Source organism: Ectothiorhodospira mobilis (genome assembly GCF_900114895.1).
Taxonomy (GTDB): Bacteria; Pseudomonadota; Gammaproteobacteria; order Ectothiorhodospirales; family Ectothiorhodospiraceae; genus Ectothiorhodospira; species Ectothiorhodospira mobilis_A.
In genome coordinates this window covers 77,558-94,664 of the sequence record NZ_FOUO01000001.1, presented here as the reverse complement: position 1 = coordinate 94,664, position 17,107 = coordinate 77,558, and the positions used below count along the sequence as shown (strand labels likewise).

General features: G+C 68.9%; 14 protein-coding genes. 11 read left to right on the top strand and 3 right to left on the bottom strand.

Annotated elements, in window-relative coordinates:
* Nucleotides 1-11: 11 nt before the first annotated feature.
* A complete protein-coding gene (locus tag BM214_RS13105; RefSeq protein ID WP_483392428.1) occupies nt 12-128 on the top strand; it encodes a DUF3024 domain-containing protein in 117 nt (38 codons plus the stop codon).
* 81 nt (nt 129-209) lie between these two features.
* Here the strand turns inward: BM214_RS13105 and BM214_RS00405 are convergent, their stop codons facing one another.
* Complete coding sequence (locus BM214_RS00405) at nt 210-1,436, bottom strand: SAM-dependent methyltransferase (RefSeq protein ID WP_090483231.1); 1,227 nt, start codon at nt 1,434-1,436, stop codon at nt 210-212.
* Nucleotides 1,437-1,591: 155 nt separating this feature from the next.
* On the opposite strand from BM214_RS00405, the gene BM214_RS00400 reads away from it, so the two are divergent.
* Nucleotides 1,592-2,599, top strand: a complete 1,008-nt coding sequence (locus BM214_RS00400; protein WP_090483230.1) for a glutathione S-transferase family protein — start codon at nt 1,592-1,594, stop codon at nt 2,597-2,599.
* On the opposite strand, the gene msrB is transcribed toward BM214_RS00400, so the two are convergent.
* The gene (gene msrB, locus BM214_RS00395) at nt 2,538-2,960 is read right to left on the bottom strand and encodes a peptide-methionine (R)-S-oxide reductase MsrB (protein ID WP_090483407.1); all 423 of its coding nucleotides are present in this window, start codon (nt 2,958-2,960) and stop codon (nt 2,538-2,540) included. The two genes, BM214_RS00400 and msrB, sit on opposite strands and share 62 nt — an antisense overlap.
* A 72-nt stretch (nt 2,961-3,032) precedes the next feature.
* Between msrB and BM214_RS00390 the strand changes: the two genes are divergently transcribed.
* The 6 genes from BM214_RS00390 (at nt 3,033) to BM214_RS00365 (ending at nt 10,540) form a co-directional block, all read left to right on the top strand.
* Nucleotides 3,033-3,284 (top strand): type II toxin-antitoxin system Phd/YefM family antitoxin, encoded by a 252-nt coding sequence (locus tag BM214_RS00390; RefSeq protein ID WP_090483229.1) that lies wholly within the window; start codon nt 3,033-3,035, stop codon nt 3,282-3,284.
* Nucleotides 3,281-3,667: a type II toxin-antitoxin system VapC family toxin gene (locus tag BM214_RS00385; RefSeq protein WP_090483228.1), complete on the top strand. Its 387-nt coding sequence runs from the start codon at nt 3,281-3,283 to the stop codon at nt 3,665-3,667. The genes BM214_RS00390 and BM214_RS00385 overlap by 4 nt, the downstream gene beginning before the upstream one ends.
* Nucleotides 3,668-3,838: 171 nt before the next feature.
* On the top strand, nt 3,839-4,924 hold the full coding sequence (locus BM214_RS00380) for an EAL domain-containing protein (protein WP_090483227.1): 1,086 nt from the start codon (nt 3,839-3,841) through the stop codon (nt 4,922-4,924).
* Between the two features lie 46 nt (nt 4,925-4,970).
* Entirely contained in the window at nt 4,971-6,377 is a 1,407-nt protein-coding gene (locus tag BM214_RS00375; protein WP_090483226.1) for a glycoside hydrolase 100 family protein, read from the top strand.
* Nucleotides 6,343-8,520: an HAD-IIB family hydrolase gene (locus tag BM214_RS00370; protein ID WP_090483225.1), complete on the top strand. Its 2,178-nt coding sequence runs from the start codon at nt 6,343-6,345 to the stop codon at nt 8,518-8,520. The genes BM214_RS00375 and BM214_RS00370 overlap by 35 nt, the downstream gene beginning before the upstream one ends.
* A 1,384-nt stretch (nt 8,521-9,904) precedes the next feature.
* The gene (locus BM214_RS00365; RefSeq protein WP_244887783.1) at nt 9,905-10,540 is read left to right on the top strand and encodes an REP-associated tyrosine transposase; all 636 of its coding nucleotides are present in this window, start codon (nt 9,905-9,907) and stop codon (nt 10,538-10,540) included.
* Nucleotides 10,541-10,559: 19 nt separating this feature from the next.
* Here BM214_RS00365 and BM214_RS00360 read toward each other — a convergent pair whose 3' ends face one another.
* Nucleotides 10,560-11,576, bottom strand: coding sequence for a CobW family GTP-binding protein (locus tag BM214_RS00360; RefSeq protein ID WP_090483223.1), 1,017 nt, complete (start codon nt 11,574-11,576; stop codon nt 10,560-10,562).
* A 128-nt stretch (nt 11,577-11,704) separates the two neighbouring features.
* Here BM214_RS00360 and pepN point away from each other — a divergent pair, with 128 nt between their 5' ends.
* The 3 genes from pepN (at nt 11,705) to recQ (ending at nt 16,590) form a co-directional block, all read left to right on the top strand.
* Entirely contained in the window at nt 11,705-14,341 is a 2,637-nt protein-coding gene (gene pepN, locus BM214_RS00355) for an aminopeptidase N (RefSeq protein WP_090483222.1), read from the top strand.
* Between the two features lie 111 nt (nt 14,342-14,452).
* On the top strand, nt 14,453-14,680 hold the full coding sequence (locus BM214_RS00350) for a DUF2061 domain-containing protein (protein WP_090483221.1): 228 nt from the start codon (nt 14,453-14,455) through the stop codon (nt 14,678-14,680).
* 92 nt (nt 14,681-14,772) lie between these two features.
* Nucleotides 14,773-16,590, top strand: coding sequence for a DNA helicase RecQ (recQ, locus tag BM214_RS00345; protein WP_090483220.1), 1,818 nt, complete (start codon nt 14,773-14,775; stop codon nt 16,588-16,590).
* The last annotated feature ends 517 nt before the right edge of the window (nt 16,591-17,107 follow it).

Below are 17,107 nucleotides of genomic sequence, written 5' to 3'. Positions count from 1 at the left end.
TTGCCACAAAGCTGCGCCGTCCTCCCCCTGAGCATATCCGGCCGGAACTCGATATTGGATACCGCGTGGCGGGACAGAGCCTTGAATTGTTTGAGGTGCGGCCGAGATGGGATGATCCGTCGGAGTAAATGGAGTCAGAGCAGCGGTCCGCCATCCCGGCTCCCGGGTGGCGGACGGGGTGCGCGTGGCCCCCGAGGCGGGGTGAGGCCTCAGGCCGCCGCGGTCTGCCGCGGCCCCGTGGCAGCGCCGGTGGCGCTGCCCCCCTGGTAGAGGTAGTCCCGCGTCTCCGGCACCACGCCATGCTGGCGGGCCAGTTGCACCTGAAACACCACCTGACCCCAGAAGAGGAAGGTGCCCTCGCAGCTGGCCAGGTAGAACTCCCACATGCGGCAGAAGCGTTCGTCCAGGTGCTGCGCTGCCTCGGCGCGCACCGCCTGGAAGCGACGGTACCATTCGCCCAGGGTGTAGGCGTAATGCCGGCGCCAGATCTCCACGTCGGTGCTCATCAGCGGGGTCTTCTCCAGGGCCGCGGTCACCTCCGAGAGGGCGGGGGTGTAGCCGCCGGGGAAGATGTAGCGGCTCAGCCAGGGGTTGGTCTTGCCCGGTGGGTCCACCCGTCCGATGGTGTGCAGCAGGGCCACCCCCTCGGGCTGGAGCAGATCGTTCATCTGCTGGAAGAAACGCCGGTAGTAGGGCTGGCCCACGTGCTCGAACATGCCCACGCTGACGATGCGGTCGTATTGGCCGCGATGCTCCCGGTAGTCCTGCAGGTGGAAGTGCACCCGGTCCGACAGGCCGCGGCGCTCGGCCTCCTGCTCGGCCACACGCAGCTGTTCCCGGGAGAGGGTGATGCCGTGCACCTCCACGTCCGCGTGCTGCGCCAGGTAAAAGGCCATGCTGCCCCAGCCGCAGCCGATGTCCAGCACGCGCATACCCGGCTGCAGCAGCAGCTTGCGGCGGATGAGGTCCGCCTTGGCCTGCTGTGCCTCCTCCAGGGAGACCTCCGGGCGCTCGAAGTAGGCGCAGGAGTAGAACATCTCCCGGTCCAGGAAGCGCCGGAACAGCCATTCGTCCAGGTCGTAGTGATGGGAGACGTTGTGGTAGCTGCGGGTGATGCGGTTGCCCTGTTCCCAGAGCCGGCGCAGCAGGTGCATCCATAGCCCCCGCCGGCGACGGAACACCGGCGCGAAGTTGCGCATCACCAGGTGGATCAGGGGGCGCAGGCCCTCCTCACCGGGCTCCCAGCCCCCTTCCATGTAGGTCTGGCCGAACTCCAGGCCCGGATCCCAGGCGATGCGGCGCAGCACGGCGGGATCCTTCACATGCAGGCTGGCCTCGGGTTCGCCCTGGCCGAATCGCCGCGAACTGCCATCGGGCAGGTGCAGCACCAGGGTGCCGTCGCGCATCTGCCGACGGAGCATGTTCTCGAGCCACATCGGGATGCCCTCCTCTTCTCCGTGCGAGGATCACCGTCCAAAAAGTATAGTTGCCGTAAGGCGCAGGGCAAGACGCCCGGAGAAGGAACGATCCGGCCGCCGTCGGGGTCGGAATCGGAAGGGCCGCCGGGACCGTCGCGGCCGGGGAGGGGATGATGAGTCTGCTGATCAGGGGCCGGTTGCAGGGCGACTGGCTCTCCGAGGAGACCCGGGACGGGGAGTTCGAGCGCCAGGACTCCCGCTTCCGGCACTGGATCACCCCGGACGGGGCCCCCGGGCCCACGGGGGAGGGGGGATTCCCCGCCGAGCCCGGCCGCTATCATCTCTATGTCTCCCTGGCCTGTCCCTGGGCCCACCGCACCCTCATCCTTCGCGCACTGAAGGGGCTGGAGGACCTGATCGGCGTGTCGGTGGTGCACCCGGTCATGCCGGACACGGGCTGGCATTTCGGCGCGTACCCCGGGGCCACCGGAGACCGGGTGAACGGCTTCGAACACCTGCATCAGGTGTACACCCTGGCGGACCCCCAGTACACCGGCATCGTCACCGTCCCCGTGCTCTGGGACACGCAGCGACGCACCATCGTCAACAACGAATCGGCGGACATCGTGCGCATGTTCAACGGGGCCTTCGACGCCTTCACCGACCGGCGCACCGATTTCTATCCCCTGGACCTGCGCCCGGCCATCGACGCCATCAACGCGCGGGTCTACGAGGATGTGAACAACGGCGTCTACCGCGCCGGTTTTGCCACGACGCAACGGGCCTACGAGGCGGCCTGCCGCCGGCTGTTCACCGCCCTGGACGATCTGGAGGCCCGCCTGGCGCGCCAGCCCTGGCTCGTCGGCGAGGTGCTCACCGAGGCGGACTGGCGCCTCTTGACCACCCTGGTGCGCTTCGATGCCGTGTACCACGGCCATTTCAAGTGCAACCTCAGGCGCCTGGTGGACTACCCGAATCTATGGGCCTACACCCGTGCCCTGTATCAGATCCCCGGGGTGGCCGAGACCGTCCACCTGGATCACATCAAGACCCATTACTACGGCAGTCACCGCCACCTGAACCCCAGCGGCATCATCCCCCTGGGGCCGGAACTGGATTTCACGTCCCCCCATGGCCGGGAGACGCCTCCCGGGGCTCGAAGCGCAGCGCCGCCGAGTTGATGCAATAGCGCAGCCCCGTGGGCCAGGGGCCGTCGTTGAAGACATGCCCCAGATGGGCGTCGCAGCGGCGGCAGCGCACCTCCACCCGTTTCATGCCCAGGCGGTGATCGGCATGCTCCTCCAGCGCATGTTCATCCACCGGCTGCCAGTAGCTGGGCCAGCCGCTGCCGGATTCGTACTTGTGCTCGCTGTCGAACAGCGGCGCGCCGCAGCAGACACAGCGATACAACCCCGGGGCCTCGTGGCCGTAGTAGCGGCCGGTGAACGGCGGCTCGGTGCCGCCGCGGCGGGTCACCTCGAAGGCCTCCGGGGAGAGCTCCGCCCGCCAGGCGGCCTCGGATTTGCGGATCTTGTCGTTCATCTCGGTCATTGTAGCCATCCTTGAAAGAGGCTAACTTTAATGAGCTTAGTCAATGCGAATCGGGAAGTCGAAATGGATACGGTCGATATCCACCAAGCCAAGAGCCAATTCTCCCGGCTATTGGCGCGCGCGGCAAACGGGGAGACCGTGATCATCGCCCAGGCAGGTCAACCCCTGGCCAAGCTCATGCCCATGGAGACTCCATCCTCAAGCCAGGTGCACCGGCTTGGGTTCCTGAAGGGGGCTTTTCAGATCCCGGAAGATTTTGACTCCATGGGTAGTGAGCAGATCACCGGGATGTTCGGCGATGATCAGCGATCATGATTCTGTTGCTGGATACCCATCTGCTACTCTGGGCCGCTGCGGAACCCGAGCGGCTATCGGCGAAGGCGAGAGAGAAATTGATGGACGAGAGCAATGCGCTTTGGTTCAGTGTCGCCAGCCTTTGGGAGGTAACCATCAAGTCCGGTCTAGGGCGTCCCGATTTTCGAGTGGACCCCTACCTGCTCAAACGCGGGCTGATGGACAATGGCTATGTGGAACTCCCCATCACCGGTGCCCACGCCCTTGCCGTCCACCATCTGCCGCCGATCCACCGGGATCCCTTTGATCGAATGCTCGTCGCTCAGGCAGAGAGCGAAGGCATACTGCTCCTTACGGCGGATGAGACGGTGGCACGCTATCCCGGTCCCGTTCTGATGGTTTAGCCGAGGTAAAGAATTCGCGGGATCAGCGGGGAACAGATGGGGCCGATCCTCGGGATCGCCTTGCCATGGTGTGGAATGGATCGGGTATGATCATGGGCCGGTGGTGCATGCCCGGCCCGTGGGTATTGGACCACAGCATCGCCCCCATGATCCTCGATTCCGGAATCGTCCATGACCTGCCCTGACTGCCAGACCATCGAGCGTTGCCACCAAGGACCAGGGGAACTGCTGCTGGCCCCCTTCCTCTCCCACACCCTCAAAAGCGTGCGCCGGGGCCTGGAGGCCCGAGGCCTGACCGCCCGGGAGGCCAGTCCCGGGGTGCTGTCGGTGTTCCTGCCCGAGGGCGGGCCGGCGGCGGTGGACGGGTCCCTACGGGAACTCATGAGCGAGGCGGAGATCCGCGATTGCCGCGCCGCCTTCCTGCCCCAGGGGAACACCTTCGGCATCGCCTCCCTGCGGGATACCCACAGCCTGGAGACCCTGCTGGCCCGCGCCGGCAGCGGCTGGCTGGCGGACCTGATCGAGGCGGAGCGCTTCGAGTTCCACTTTCAGCCCATCGTCTCCTGCGCCGATCCGGGCCGGCCCTTTGCCTACGAATCCCTCATGCGCGGGGTGATCCCGGGCCAGGAGGAACGCGTGTCGCCGGGCCGGCTCATCGCCCAGGCCCGGGCCTCCCAGTTGCTCTTCCAGCTGGACCGGGCCGCCCGCATCAATGCCATCCGCCAGGCGGTGGCCCATGGCTTCGAGGCCCGGGTGTTCATCAACTTCAACCCCACCACCATCTACGACCCGGCCTTCTGCCTCAAGAGCACCCTGGAAGAGGTGGACCGCCTGGGGGCGGACGCCGACCGGCTGGTATTCGAGGTGGTGGAGTCTGAGCACATCTCCGACACGCGCCACCTGCAGCGCATCGTGGAGCACTACAAGCAGGCGGGTTTCCAGGTGGCCCTGGACGACCTGGGGGCGGGGTATTCCTCGCTGAACCTGCTCTCCACCTTGCGGCCCGATTTCGTCAAGTTCGACCGGGAGCTGGTCTCCCACGTGCACGAGGACACCTACAAGCAGACGGTACTCTCCAAGCTCATCGAGATGGCGCAGGAGCTGGGGATCCAGACCATCGCCGAGGGGGTGGAGCAGGTGGGGGAATGGGAATGGCTGCGCGCGCGCGCGGTGGACTATGTGCAAGGCTATCTCTTCGCCCGTCCCGCCTCGCCGCCGCCCGAGCCGGTCCTGCCCGTCGGGCGGGGCGGGCACTGAACCCCACCCGGGTCCACACCGGCCTGGATACGACACGGAGCCCCCCTTGACCGATCCCATCGCCTCCGCCTACCGCCTGCTCGAGGCCTCCCTGGTGTACAGCGAGGGCCGGGAGGTGGGCACCATCGCCAGTCTGGACGCCCATGCCCCGGCGGAGAACTACGCCGACTGCTTCGTGCGCGACTTCGTCCCCTCGGCCCTGGTCTTCCTCCTGGACGGCCGCAGTGGCATCGTGCGCAACTTCCTGGCCCTGGTGCTGCGGCTGCGGGACCAGCAGGAGGAGGTGGAGGGGCACCGCACCGTGGCCAAGGTGATGCCCGCCAGCTTCCGCGTGCACTGCGACGAGAATGGAAATGAGCAGATCCACGCCGATTTCGGCGACCGGGCCATCGGCCGCGTGGCCCCGGTGGACTCCATGATGTGGTGGCTCATCCTGCTGGTGGCCTACGAGCGCATCTCCGGCGACCAGGCCTTCACCCGCTCGCCGGAGTGCCAGCGGGGCATACGCATGATCCTCAACATCTGCCTGCAGGACCGTTTCGAGATCTTCCCCACGCTGCTGGTGCCCGACGGCTCCTTCATGATCGACCGGCGCATGGGGGTCTACGGCCATCCCCTGGAGATCCAGGCCCTGTTCTTCGGTGCCCTGAAGGCGGCCCTGGCCATGCTGGACGACGCCCATCCGGAGAACCGGGGCGTGCGCGAACATTCGGCCAAGCGCATCGGCCAGCTCACCGAATACGTGCGCCACTATTACTGGCTGGATGAGGACCGGCTAAACCGCATCCACCGCTTCCGTACCGAGGTCTTCGGCCACGACTCGGAGAATGCCCTCAACATCCACCCCGAGAGTATCCCCGACTGGGTGAGCGACTGGCTGCCGGTGGACGCCGGCTACCTGGTGGGCAACCTGGGCCCGGGGCGCATGGATTTTCGCTTCTTCGCCCTGGGCAACCTGCTCTCGGCGCTGTTCGGCCTCACCGACGCCGACCAGTCCCGGGCCATGATGCGCCTCTACGAGCAGCGCTGGGACGACCTCATGGGCATGATGCCGGTGAAGATCTGCTTCCCGGCCATGCAGGGGGGGGAGTGGCGCCTGAAGACCGGCTCCGACCCCAAGAACATCCCCTGGTCCTACCACAACGGCGGCAACTGGCCTGCGCTGCTCTGGGCCTTCGTGGCCGCGGCGCTGCAGGCCGAGCGGCCGGACCTGGCGCGGCGGGCCTTCGACAGCGCCGCCACGCGCCTGGCCCGCAACGGCTGGCCGGAGTACTACGACGGGCGCAACGGTCGGCTCATGGGACGCCGGGCCAACTTCAATCAGACCTGGTCGGCCACGGCCCTGATCGTGGCGGACAAGTTCCTCAACGATCCGTCCAGCCTGGACGTGCTCAGCCTCAAGGGATACGGGAAGACGCATGAAGAAGACCCAGAGCAAGGCGACACGGGGTGAAGGTCTCTATATCGTCCTGGTGAGCGTCCACGGCCTCATCCGTGGACAGGACCTGGAACTGGGACGGGACGCCGATACCGGCGGACAGACCAAGTACGTGGTGGAACTGGCCCGGGCCCTGGCCCGTCACCCGGAGGTGGGACGGGTGGACCTGCTCACCCGCCGCGTGGAGGACAACCGCATCTCCGACGATTACGCCCAGCCGGAGGAGGACCTGGGCCACGGGGCGCGCATCATCCGCCTGGACTGCGGCCCCCGCCGCTACCTGCGCAAGGAAAAGCTCTGGCCCTACCTGGACTGCTTTGCAGACAACGCCATCAAGCACATCCGCCGCGTGGGGTTGCGGCCCGACGTGGTCCACGGCCACTACGCCGATGCCGGCCATGTGGCCGTGCGCGTGGCCAATCTTTTGGGGGTGCCGGTGGTGCAGACCGGCCACTCCCTGGGCCGGGTCAAGCGCGAACGTCTCCTGGCCAAGGGCGCGACGGAGCAGGACCTCGAGTCCCGCTATAGCATCGGCCGCCGCATCGAGGCGGAGGAGGAGGTGCTGGCCAACGCCTACATGGTGATCGCCAGCACCCAGCAGGAGGTGGAGGAGCAGTACGCCCAGTACGACCACTACCAGCCCGAGCGCATGGTGGTGATCCCCCCGGGCACGGACCTGAAGCGCTTCCATCCCCCCAAGGCCCGCTCACCGCGGCCGCCCATCTACAAGACCCTGGCGCGCTTTCTCAAAAAGCCGGACAAGCCCATCGTCCTGGCCCTCTCCCGGCCCGACGAACGCAAGAACATCCCCACCCTCATCCAGGCCTACGCCGAGCACGAGGCCCTGCGGGAGATGGCCAACCTGGTGATCGTGGCCGGCAACCGGGACCGCATCCGCGACCTGGACCGGGGTGCCCGGGACGTGCTCACCGAGGTCCTGATGCGCATCGACGACCACGACCTCTACGGCCAGGTGGCCTATCCCAAGCACCACAGCCCGGACGACGTCCCCGACCTGTACCGGCTGGTGACCCGCACCCGCGGCGTGTTCGTCAACCCGGCCCTTACCGAGCCCTTCGGCCTCACCCTCATCGAGGCCTCCGCCAGCGGCGCCCCCTTCGTGGCCACCGACGACGGCGGCCCGCGGGACATCCTCGCCCACTGCAACAACGGCGTGCTGGTGAACGCCCTGGACAGCGAGGCCATGGCCCGGGAGATCTTCGCCATCATCAGCGACCCTGAGCGCTGGAAACGCCTCTCGGACAACGGCCTCAAGGGGGTGCGCCAGCACTACTCCTGGGAAGGGCACGCCGACAAGTACGTCAAGCGCATCAAGGGCCTGCGCCGCGAGGCCGGGCGCATCCGCCGCGGCCAGCAGCGCCTCTCCGGCAAGCTGGCCCAGGCGGACCGGGCCCTCATCTCCGATATCGACAACACCCTCCTGGGGGACCGGGGCGGCCTGCGCACCATGCTGCAACGCCTCAAGGACGAGGGCCGGGACGTGGCCTTCGGCATCGCCACCGGACGCCGCCTGGACTCCGCCATCCAGATCCTGCGGGAATGGGGTGTGCCCACCCCCGACCTGATGATCACCTCCGTGGGGGCCGAGATCCACTACGGCCCGGAGATGACCGAGGACCTGGGCTGGGCGCGGCACATCGACTACCGTTGGGAACCGGACGCCCTGCGCCAGGCCCTGCTGGAACTGCCGGGAATCCAGCTCCAGCCCGAGGAAGACCAGCGCCGCCACAAGATCAGCTTCTTCGTGGACCCGGCCGAGGCCCCGGGCATGAAGGAGATCGAACGCCTGCTGCACCAGAAGGACCTGCACGCCAACATCATCTACTCCCACGACCGCTTCCTGGACCTGCTCCCGGTGCGGGCCTCCAAGGGCTTCGCCGTGCGCTACTTCGCCGACAAGTGGGGCATCCCCGTGGAACGGGTCCTGGTGGCGGGAGACTCGGGCAACGACGAGGACATGCTCCGGGGCAGCACCCTCGGGGTGGTGGTGGGCAACCACGCCCGCGAACTGGAAAAGCTCTACGGCTTCAAACGCATCTACTTCGCCGACGCCACCCACGCCGGCGGCATCGCCGAGGCCTTCGACCACTACCAGTTCTTCGGCCGCTGCGGCGTCCCGGGAGAAAAAAGCAAATAACCCCCGCGTAGGGCATGGCCGCGGCAGAATATAGAGCCAAGCGGGTGCTTGGCGCTCCCAGGGGATCCCCATGGGACCGCCGGACCCGACCCGGCCCCCGGGAACGCCGGGCCCACCCCGGCCCCCTGGGAACGCCGAGCCCCAGCTCGGCAAGAACAGAGCCAAGCTGGTGCTTGGCGCTCCCAGGCGATCCCAATGGGGCCGCCGGACCCAACCCGGCCCCCGGGACCGCCAGGCCCACCCGGCCCCTGGGAACGCCGAGCCCCAGCTCGGCATCAACAGAGCCAAGCTAGTGCTTGGCGCTCCCAGGCGATCCCAATGGGGCCGCCGAGCCCAGCCGGCCCCCGGGACCGCCAGGCCCACCCGGCCCCTGGGAACGCCGAGCCCCAGCTCGGCATCAACAGAGCCAAGCGGGTGCTTGGCGCTCCCAGGCGATCCCCATGGGACCGCCGAGCCCAGCCGGCCCCCGGGACCGCCGGGCCACCCGGCCCCCCGGGAACGCCGAGCCCCAGCTCGGCACGAACAGAGCCAAGCCGGTGCTTGGCGCTCCCAGGCGATCCCAATGGAACCGCCGAGCCCAGCCGGCCCCCGGGAACGCCGGGCCACCCGGCCCCCTGGGAACGCCGAGCCCCAGCTCGGCATCAACAGAGCCAAGCGGGTGCTTGGCGCTCCCAGGTGATCCCAATGGAACCGCCGAGCCCCGCCGGCCCCCGGGAACGTCGGGGCCCCAGCTCGGCACGAACAGAGCCAAGCTGGTGCTTGGCGCTCCCAGGCGACCCCCATGGGACCGCCGGACCCGACCCGGCCCCCGGGAACGCCGAGCCCAGCCGGCCCCCACGGGACCGCCGGGCCACCCGGCCCCCCGGGAACGCCGAGCCCCAGCTCGGCACGAACAGAGCCAAGCGGGTGCTTGGCGCTCCCAGGCGATCCCCATGGGACCGCCGAGCCCCGCCGGCCCCCGGGAACGCCGGGCCACCCGGCCCCCTGGGAACGCCGAGCCCCAGCTCGGCAAGAACAGAGCCAAGCGGGTGCTTGGCGCTCCCAGGCGATCCCAATGGGACCGCCGAGCCCAGCCGGCCCCCGGGACCGCCAGGGCCACCCGGCCCCTGGGAACGCCGAGCCCCAGCTCGGCAAGAACAAAGCCAAGCTGGGGCTTGGCGCTCCCAGGCGATCCCAATGGGGCCGCCGAGCCCAGCCGGCCCCTGGGAACGCCGAGCCCCAGCTCGGCATCAACAGAGCCAAGCTAGTGCTTGGCGCTCCCAGGTGATCCCAATGGAACCGCCGAGCCCCGCCGGCCCCCGGGAACGTCGGGGCCCCAGCTCGGCACGAACAGAGCCAAGCTGGCGCTTGGCGCTCCCAGTTGTGAGATGGACCTTAATCCGGCATGGAAAAGGCCAGATCGATGACCTGTTGCGGATCCAAAGGATGGTACACCCGGGGCTATCTGCCGCACCTGGATGCCCGCTCGGTACCGCAATCCATCACCTTCCGTCTGGCGGACTCGTTGCCGCAAGAAAAGTGCAGGGAATGGGCGCGTGAGCTTGAGGCCATGCCTGCGGGCAGGCGGGATCGGGTGTGGCGGCGCACGATCGATGACTGGCTGGATGCCGGTATGGGTTGTTGCGCCCTCCGTCATCCACGGGTTGCGGATGTGGTGCAGGAGACGTTGCTGCGGTTCGATGGCTCGCGCTACCGGCTATTGGCCTGGTGCGTGATGCCCAACCACGTGCATGTGCTCATCGAACCCGCTGATGCGTTGCCAAAGATCGTGCAGTCGTGGAAGTCATACACCGGACGCTGGGCGCTGGCGCGCAATGCCGAATTGGGGCTCGGCGTTCCCGGTGCACGTTTATGGATGCGCGAGTACTGGGACCGATATATCCGTGATCAGCGGCATCTGGATGCAGTAGTGGAGTATATCCATCGAAATCCGGTGAAGGCCGGGCTCTGCGGCAGGCCGGAGGAATGGTTGTGGTCCAGTGCGTCCAGGAGGACCGGGATCGGCGCTACCGGGGATTGAAGGGGATTGAACTTGTCCGTCACCCCGTGCGTGTCACCGCCCGCAGCCGGGTCTCCACATCCGTCCAGTCGGGCACGGCGTCTTCCGGGGCGATGAGTTCCAGGCGGCTGTCCCGCCGCCAGGTGATGGGGGTGATCTCCAGGCGGCCTTCGGCCCAGTCCAGGCGCTGCCATTCCCGGCCGGTGCGCAACACCCCCTTGGCCCGGGTCAGGGTATGGAACGGGGGCGCGGCGAACAGGGCCTCCAGGCCCTTGCGGTCGAAGATCAGCTCCGGGGGGAAGCACCAGCCCCGGGCCGTGTCCGCCTGGGGGGCCTGGCCGTGGTCGGGCAGGCCCGGGGTGGTCAGGGGGCAGGCCGCCTCCGCGCTGGCCGCCCCGGGCTGTACGGGGGTGAAGGCACCGCCGGGGCGGGCCCGGCCCTCCAGGTCCAGCAGGGCCGGGTCCAGGGCGCCGCGGGTGGTGCGCACCACCGCCAGCTTCGGGGGGTAGAGCCCGGCCAGATGGGCCTCCAGGGCCCGGATCCGCTCCTCGGGGGCCACGTCGGTCTTGTTGAGGACCACCACGTCCGCCAGGGACAGCTGATCGGCGTAGATGAGGGATTGCTCCAGGCGCTCCTGGCTGAAGCCCGAGGGGTCCACGAGGGTGATGATGTTGCCCAGGCGCACCGCCCCCGCCAGCCAGGGGTCGCGCAGGGTGTCCACGATGCCGGCGGGGTGGCCCAGCCCCGTGGGTTCCAGCAGCAGCCGGTCCGGGCGCACCTCCCGCAGCAGGCGGGTGAGGGCGACGCGCAGGTTCATGGCCCCGGTGCAGCAGATGCAGCCCCCGGAGACCTCGCGCACCGGGATGCCGCCGCCGGCATCCTCCAGCACGCCGCCATCGATGCCCACCTCACCGAACTCGTTCACCAGTACCGCCCAGCGCTCGCCGGCGGGGTGGTGACGCAGCAGGTGCAGGATGGCGCTGGTCTTGCCGGCGCCGAGAAAGCCGCTGATGAGGTTCAAGGTGGTGCGGGGGGCGGGGGTCTTGGCGGTGGTCATGGGGGATGGGGCTGGGGATTCGTTCCTATTGTGACACGAAGCCCCCCGCCTTGGCCGCCCCTTTTCCGGGCGCTATAGTTGGGATTGAACCACGATCTCCATGATCCCCTGCCCAAGGACCCCTGCCCATGAAAGACGCCACCCCCCGCGCCATCCGCCTCGAGGACTACGCGCCGCCCCAGTGGCGGGTGGATACGGTGCATCTGGACTTCGACCTGGACCCGGAAAGGACCCGCGTGCGCTCCCGGATGGAGCTGACCCGGCTCGTGGACGGCTCGGCCCCGCTGGTGCTCAATGGCCAGGATCTGGGCCTGGAGGGGCTGCAGGTGGACGGCCGCGACTGGCCCGAGGACCGGCGCAGCCTGGAGCCGGAGCGGCTGGTGCTGCACGACCTGCCCGCCACCTGCGTGGTGGAGCTGGAGACGGTGCTCGAGCCCCGGGCCAACACGGCCCTGGAGGGGTTGTATGTCTCCGGCGGCAACTTCTGTACCCAGTGCGAGGCGGAGGGGTTCCGGCGCATCACCTGGTTCCCGGACCGGCCGGACGTGCTCACGGTCTACACCGTGCGTCTGGAGGCGGACCGGGCCACCTGCCCGGTGCTGCTCTCCAACGGCAATCCGGTGGAGACGGGGGATCTGCCCGGTGGCCGCCACTACGCCGTCTGGCACGACCCCTTCCCCAAGCCCAGCTATCTCTTTGCCCTGGTGGCCGGGGATCTGGTCTGCCAGCAGGATCGCTTCACCACCCGCTCGGGCCGGGAGGTGGACCTGCGCATCTATGTGCAGCGGCACAACCTGGATCGTTGCGACCACGCCATGGTCTCGCTGAAGAAGGCCATGCGCTGGGACGAGGAGACCTTCGGCCGGGAGTACGACCTGGATATCTACATGATCGTGGCCGTGGACGACTTCAACATGGGGGCCATGGAGAACAAGGGCCTGAACGTGTTCAATTCCAAGTACGTCCTGGCCCGCCCGGAGACGGCCACCGACGACGACTTCGTGGCCATCGAGGGGGTCATCGCCCACGAGTATTTCCACAACTGGTCGGGCAACCGGGTCACCTGCCGTGACTGGTTCCAGCTCTCCCTCAAGGAGGGGCTCACCGTCTTCCGGGATCAGGAATTCACCGCCGACCAGAGCCTGCGGGCGGTCAAGCGCATCCACGACGTGCAGCACCTGCGCTCGCTGCAGTTCCCCGAGGATGCGGGCCCCATGGCCCACCCCGTGCGCCCCCGTTCCTACATCGAGATCAACAACTTCTACACCATGACGGTGTACGAGAAGGGGGCCGAGGTGGTGCGCATGATCCAGACCCTGGTGGGCCGGGAGGGATTCCGCCGCGGGCTGGATCTGTACTTCCAGCGCCACGACGGCCAGGCGGTGACCACGGAGGACTTCGTCCGGGCCATGGAGGACGCCACCGGCCGCGACCTGGGCCCGTTCCGCCTCTGGTACGAGCAGGCCGGTACGCCGCGCCTGGAGGTGGACGGCCATCATGACGCCGCCACCGCCACCTACCGGCTCACGGTGCGCCAGTCCTGCCCGCCCACCCCGGACCAGCCGGAGAAGCGGCCCATGCACATCCCCCTGCGCATGGCGCTGCTGGATCCCTCGGGCCGCCCCCTGCCGCTGCGGCTGCATGGCGACGGGGACGGGGAAGCGCCGCCCGTGGAGCGGGTGCTGGATGTCACCGAGGCGGAGCAGACCTTCGTCTTCCAGGGGGTGGAGGCGCCTCCGGTGCCCTCCCTGCTGCGGGGCTTCTCCGCCCCGGTGAAGCTGCAGTTCCCATACACCCACGAGGACCTGGCCTTCCTCATGGCCCACGATGGGGATGACTTCAACCGCTGGGAGGCGGGTCAGCAGCTGGCCGTGAAGGTCCTGCTGGCGCAGGTGCGGGCCCTGCAGGCGGGGGAGGAACCCCGTCTGGACCCGGCCCTGGAGGCCGCCTTCGCCCGGGTGCTGGAGGACGAGGCCCTGGACGCCGCCCTGGTGGCCGAGGCCCTGACCCTGCCCGGGGAGGGCTATCTGGCGGAGCAGATGGAGGTGGTGGACGTGGATGCCATCCACCGGGCCCGGCGGTTCACCCGGCAGGCCCTGGGCCGGGCCCTGGCGGGGCGCTGGCGGGCGCGCCACGATGCCCTGGCGGACAGCCGGGGCGGGGATGCGGTGGCCATGGGCCGTCGGCGCCTGCGGGATCTGTGCCTGGCCTACCTGTGTGCCCCCGGGGAGAAGGAGGCCCTGGCCCTGGCCCGGTCCCGCTATGAGCAGGCCCAGGATATGACCGGGACCATGGGGGCCCTGCGGGCCCTGATGGACCATCCGGGGCCGGAGCGGGACGAGGCCCTGGCGGATTTCGAGGCCCGCTGGCGCCAGGATCCCCTGGTGCTGGACAAGTGGTTCGCCCTGCAGGCCGCCTCCGGCGCCCCCGGCACCCGGGAGCGGGTGGAGGCCCTCATGGCCCATCCCGGCTTCTCCCTGCGCAATCCCAACCGGGTGCGGGCCCTGCTGGGGACCTTCGCCATGGGCAATCCGGTGCACTTCCACGCCGCGGACGGCGAGGGCTACCGCCTGGTGACCGAGGCCATCCTGGAACTGGACGCCCTCAACCCCCAGGTGGCCGCGCGCCTGGCCACCAGCCTGGTGCGCTGGCGGCGCTTCGATGCCGCTCGCCAGGAGCGCATGCGCGCCGCCCTGGAGCGCATCGTGGCCCGGCCGGGGGGGTCGCCGGATGTCTATGAGGTGGCCTCCCGCGCCCTGGCCTGAGTCGGGCCATAGGCGGGGTCAATGGGATCGATGGCGAAATTCAATTTCAAGAATGGTTATCAACTGCGTATTATTCTCAGTAAAGAAGTTCAGCGCAGAGAGGAATACGCCATGATCAAGACCATCAGCTTCGCCATCGCCCATTTCACCGTGGCCTTCTCCGTCACCTTCGCCCTCACGGGCAGTGTCGTCATCGGCGGGCTCGTGGCCCTGGTGGAGCCCACGGTAAACACCGTGGTGTACCACTTCCACGAGAAGCTCTGGGACCGCATCCGCGCCCGCCGGGCGCGGACCCAGGACGACCCGCAGGAGATGACCGGGATGCCCGTCGGGGGTTGACCCCCCGGCGGCCCGGCGCTTTTGCTTCCCGGCCCCAGCCTGTATCTTGAGGAGGACATCCCCCGTACCGCCACACCCGGATTCCGTCCTCCATGCAGTCATCCGTCGCGGACCCCCTGCGCATCCTCCAGGACACCTTCGGCTACACCTCCTTCCGTCCCCCCCAGGACGCCGTCATCGAGACCCTCATGGGCGGCGGCGATGCCCTGGTGATCATGCCCACCGGCGGCGGCAAGTCCCTGTGCTATCAGATCCCGGCCATGGCCCTGCCCGGTACCGGGGTGGTGGTGTCCCCGCTCATCGCCCTCATGCAGGATCAGGTGGCGGCCCTGCGCCAGGCGGGGGTGCGCGCCGCCTGTCTCAATTCCACCCTCAGTCTGGATGAAGTGCGCCAGGTGGAACGGGATCTGCTGGACGGGGACCTGGATCTGCTCTACGTGGCGCCGGAGCGCCTGCTGTCGGAGCGCAGCCTGGAGTTGCTTTCCCGGGCGCGCATCAACCTCTTCGCCATCGACGAGGCCCACTGCGTCTCCCAGTGGGGCCACGACTTTCGCCCCGAGTACATCCGTCTTTCGCTGCTGGCCCAGCACTGGCCCCGGGTGCCGCGCATCGCCCTCACCGCCACCGCCGACGCCCGCACCCGTGACGAGATCCGCGAGCGCCTGGGTCTGGAGGGGGCGCGGGCGTTCATCAGCGGTTTCGACCGTCCCAACATCCGCTACCGCATCCACCAGGGGCGGGGCAATGCACGCCAGGCCCTGCTGCGCTTCATCCGCGAGACCCATCCGGGGGAGGCGGGGATCGTCTATTGCCTGTCCCGCAAGCGGGTGGAGGAGGTGGCCACCTGGCTGCAGGAGCAGGGGCTCGACGCCCTGCCGTACCACGCGGGCCTGGGTCCCCAGGTGCGGGAGGCGCACCAGCGGCGGTTCCTCAACGAGGAGGGGGTGATCATCGTCGCCACCATCGCCTTCGGCATGGGCATCGACAAGCCCAACGTGCGCTTCGTCGCGCACCTGAACCTGCCCAAGAGCATCGAGGCCTATTACCAGGAGACGGGGCGCGCCGGCCGCGACGGGCTGCCGGCGGATGCCTGGATGCGCTACGGCCTGCAGGACGTGATCACCCTGCGGCAGATGCTGGATGCCTCGGAGGCGGACGATGCCCGCAAGCGCCTGGAGCGTTACAAACTGGATGCCATGCTGGGGCTGTGCGAGACCACCGCCTGCCGCCGCCAGGCCCTGCTGGCCTATTTCGGCGAGACCCTGGAGGCCCCCTGCGGCAATTGCGACAACTGCCTGCAGCCGCCGGAGACCTGGGATGCCACGGTGGCGGCGCAGAAGGCCCTGTCCTGCGTGCACCGCACGGGGCAGCGCTTTGGGGTGAATTATCTGGTGGACGTGCTGCGTGGTCGGGAGGATCCGCGCATCAAGCACTTCGGCCACGATCAGCTCAGTGTTTTTGGCATCGGCGCGGATCTGGCGGTGGAGGCCTGGCGCGGGGTCTTCCGCCAGCTCATCGCCCGGGGTCTGCTGGCCGTGGACGTGGAGGGGCACGGGGCGCTGCGGTTGGATGAGTCCTGCCGGCCGGTGCTGCGGGGGGAGACGCAACTGTTGCTGCGCCGGGAGGTGCGGGCCCCGGCCGGGGGGCGTGCTGCGCGGCGCACGGCCGCCTCGGCCCTGACGGATCCGGCGGACCGGGACCTGTTCGAGGCCCTGCGGGACTGCCGGCGGCGGTTGGCGGAGGAACAGGGGGTGCCCCCCTATGTGGTGTTCCATGATGCCACCCTCATGGAGATGGCACGGCGGCGGCCCTCCACCTTGGCGGATCTGGCGGGGATCCCGGGGGTGGGGGAGCGCAAGCTGGAGACCTTCGGGGCGGATTTTCTGGAGGTGATCGCGGGGGAGGGATGATCCTGAGTCAGGCAGGGGGCGCCGTGGGCCGGGGGGCCTTGCGCGGGACGCCGTGAATCCAGTCCCGTGGGGGTCGCTGGGAGCGCCAAGCCCCTGCTTGGCTCAAGTGCGATGCCGAGCTGGGGCTCGGCGTTCCCAGGAGGGCGGGCTGGGGCCCGGCGTTCCTGATGGGGTTGCTGGGAGCGCCAAGCACCGGCTTGGCTCTGTTCTTGCCGAGCTGGGGCTCGGCGTTCCCAGGGGGCCGGGTGGCCCGGCGGTCCCGGGGGCCGGGTCGGGCCCGGTGGCCCCATTGGGATCGCCTGGGAGCGCCAAGCACCCGCTTGGCTCTGTTCTTGCCGAGCTGGGGCTCGGCGTTCCCAGGGGCCGGGTGGGCCTGGCGGTCCCGGGGGCCGGGTTGGGTCCGGCGGCCCCATTGGGATCGCCTGGGAGCGCCAAGCACTAGCTTGGCTCTGTTGATGCCGAGCTGGGGCTCGGCGTTCCCAGGGGGCCGGGTGGCCCGGCGTTCCCGGGGGCCGGC

What these genes read in the sequence shown, in the direction of transcription:
- BM214_RS00405 (WP_090483231.1), bottom strand. Translation starts at nt 1,436, where the DNA reads ATGTGGCTCGAGAACATGCTCCGTCGGCAGATGCGCGACGGCACCCTG.
- BM214_RS00400 (WP_090483230.1), top strand. Translation starts at nt 1,592, where the DNA reads ATGAGTCTGCTGATCAGGGGCCGGTTGCAGGGCGACTGGCTCTCCGAG.
- msrB (WP_090483407.1), bottom strand. Translation starts at nt 2,960, where the DNA reads ATGAACGACAAGATCCGCAAATCCGAGGCCGCCTGGCGGGCGGAGCTC.
- BM214_RS00390 (WP_090483229.1), top strand. Translation starts at nt 3,033, where the DNA reads ATGGATACGGTCGATATCCACCAAGCCAAGAGCCAATTCTCCCGGCTA.
- BM214_RS00385 (WP_090483228.1), top strand. Translation starts at nt 3,281, where the DNA reads ATGATTCTGTTGCTGGATACCCATCTGCTACTCTGGGCCGCTGCGGAA.
- BM214_RS00380 (WP_090483227.1), top strand. Translation starts at nt 3,839, where the DNA reads ATGACCTGCCCTGACTGCCAGACCATCGAGCGTTGCCACCAAGGACCA.
- BM214_RS00370 (WP_090483225.1), top strand. Translation starts at nt 6,343, where the DNA reads ATGAAGAAGACCCAGAGCAAGGCGACACGGGGTGAAGGTCTCTATATC.
- BM214_RS00365 (WP_244887783.1), top strand. Translation starts at nt 9,905, where the DNA reads ATGGAAAAGGCCAGATCGATGACCTGTTGCGGATCCAAAGGATGGTAC.
- BM214_RS00360 (WP_090483223.1), bottom strand. Translation starts at nt 11,576, where the DNA reads ATGACCACCGCCAAGACCCCCGCCCCCCGCACCACCTTGAACCTCATC.
- pepN (WP_090483222.1), top strand. Translation starts at nt 11,705, where the DNA reads ATGAAAGACGCCACCCCCCGCGCCATCCGCCTCGAGGACTACGCGCCG.
- BM214_RS00350 (WP_090483221.1), top strand. Translation starts at nt 14,453, where the DNA reads ATGATCAAGACCATCAGCTTCGCCATCGCCCATTTCACCGTGGCCTTC.
- recQ (WP_090483220.1), top strand. Translation starts at nt 14,773, where the DNA reads ATGCAGTCATCCGTCGCGGACCCCCTGCGCATCCTCCAGGACACCTTC.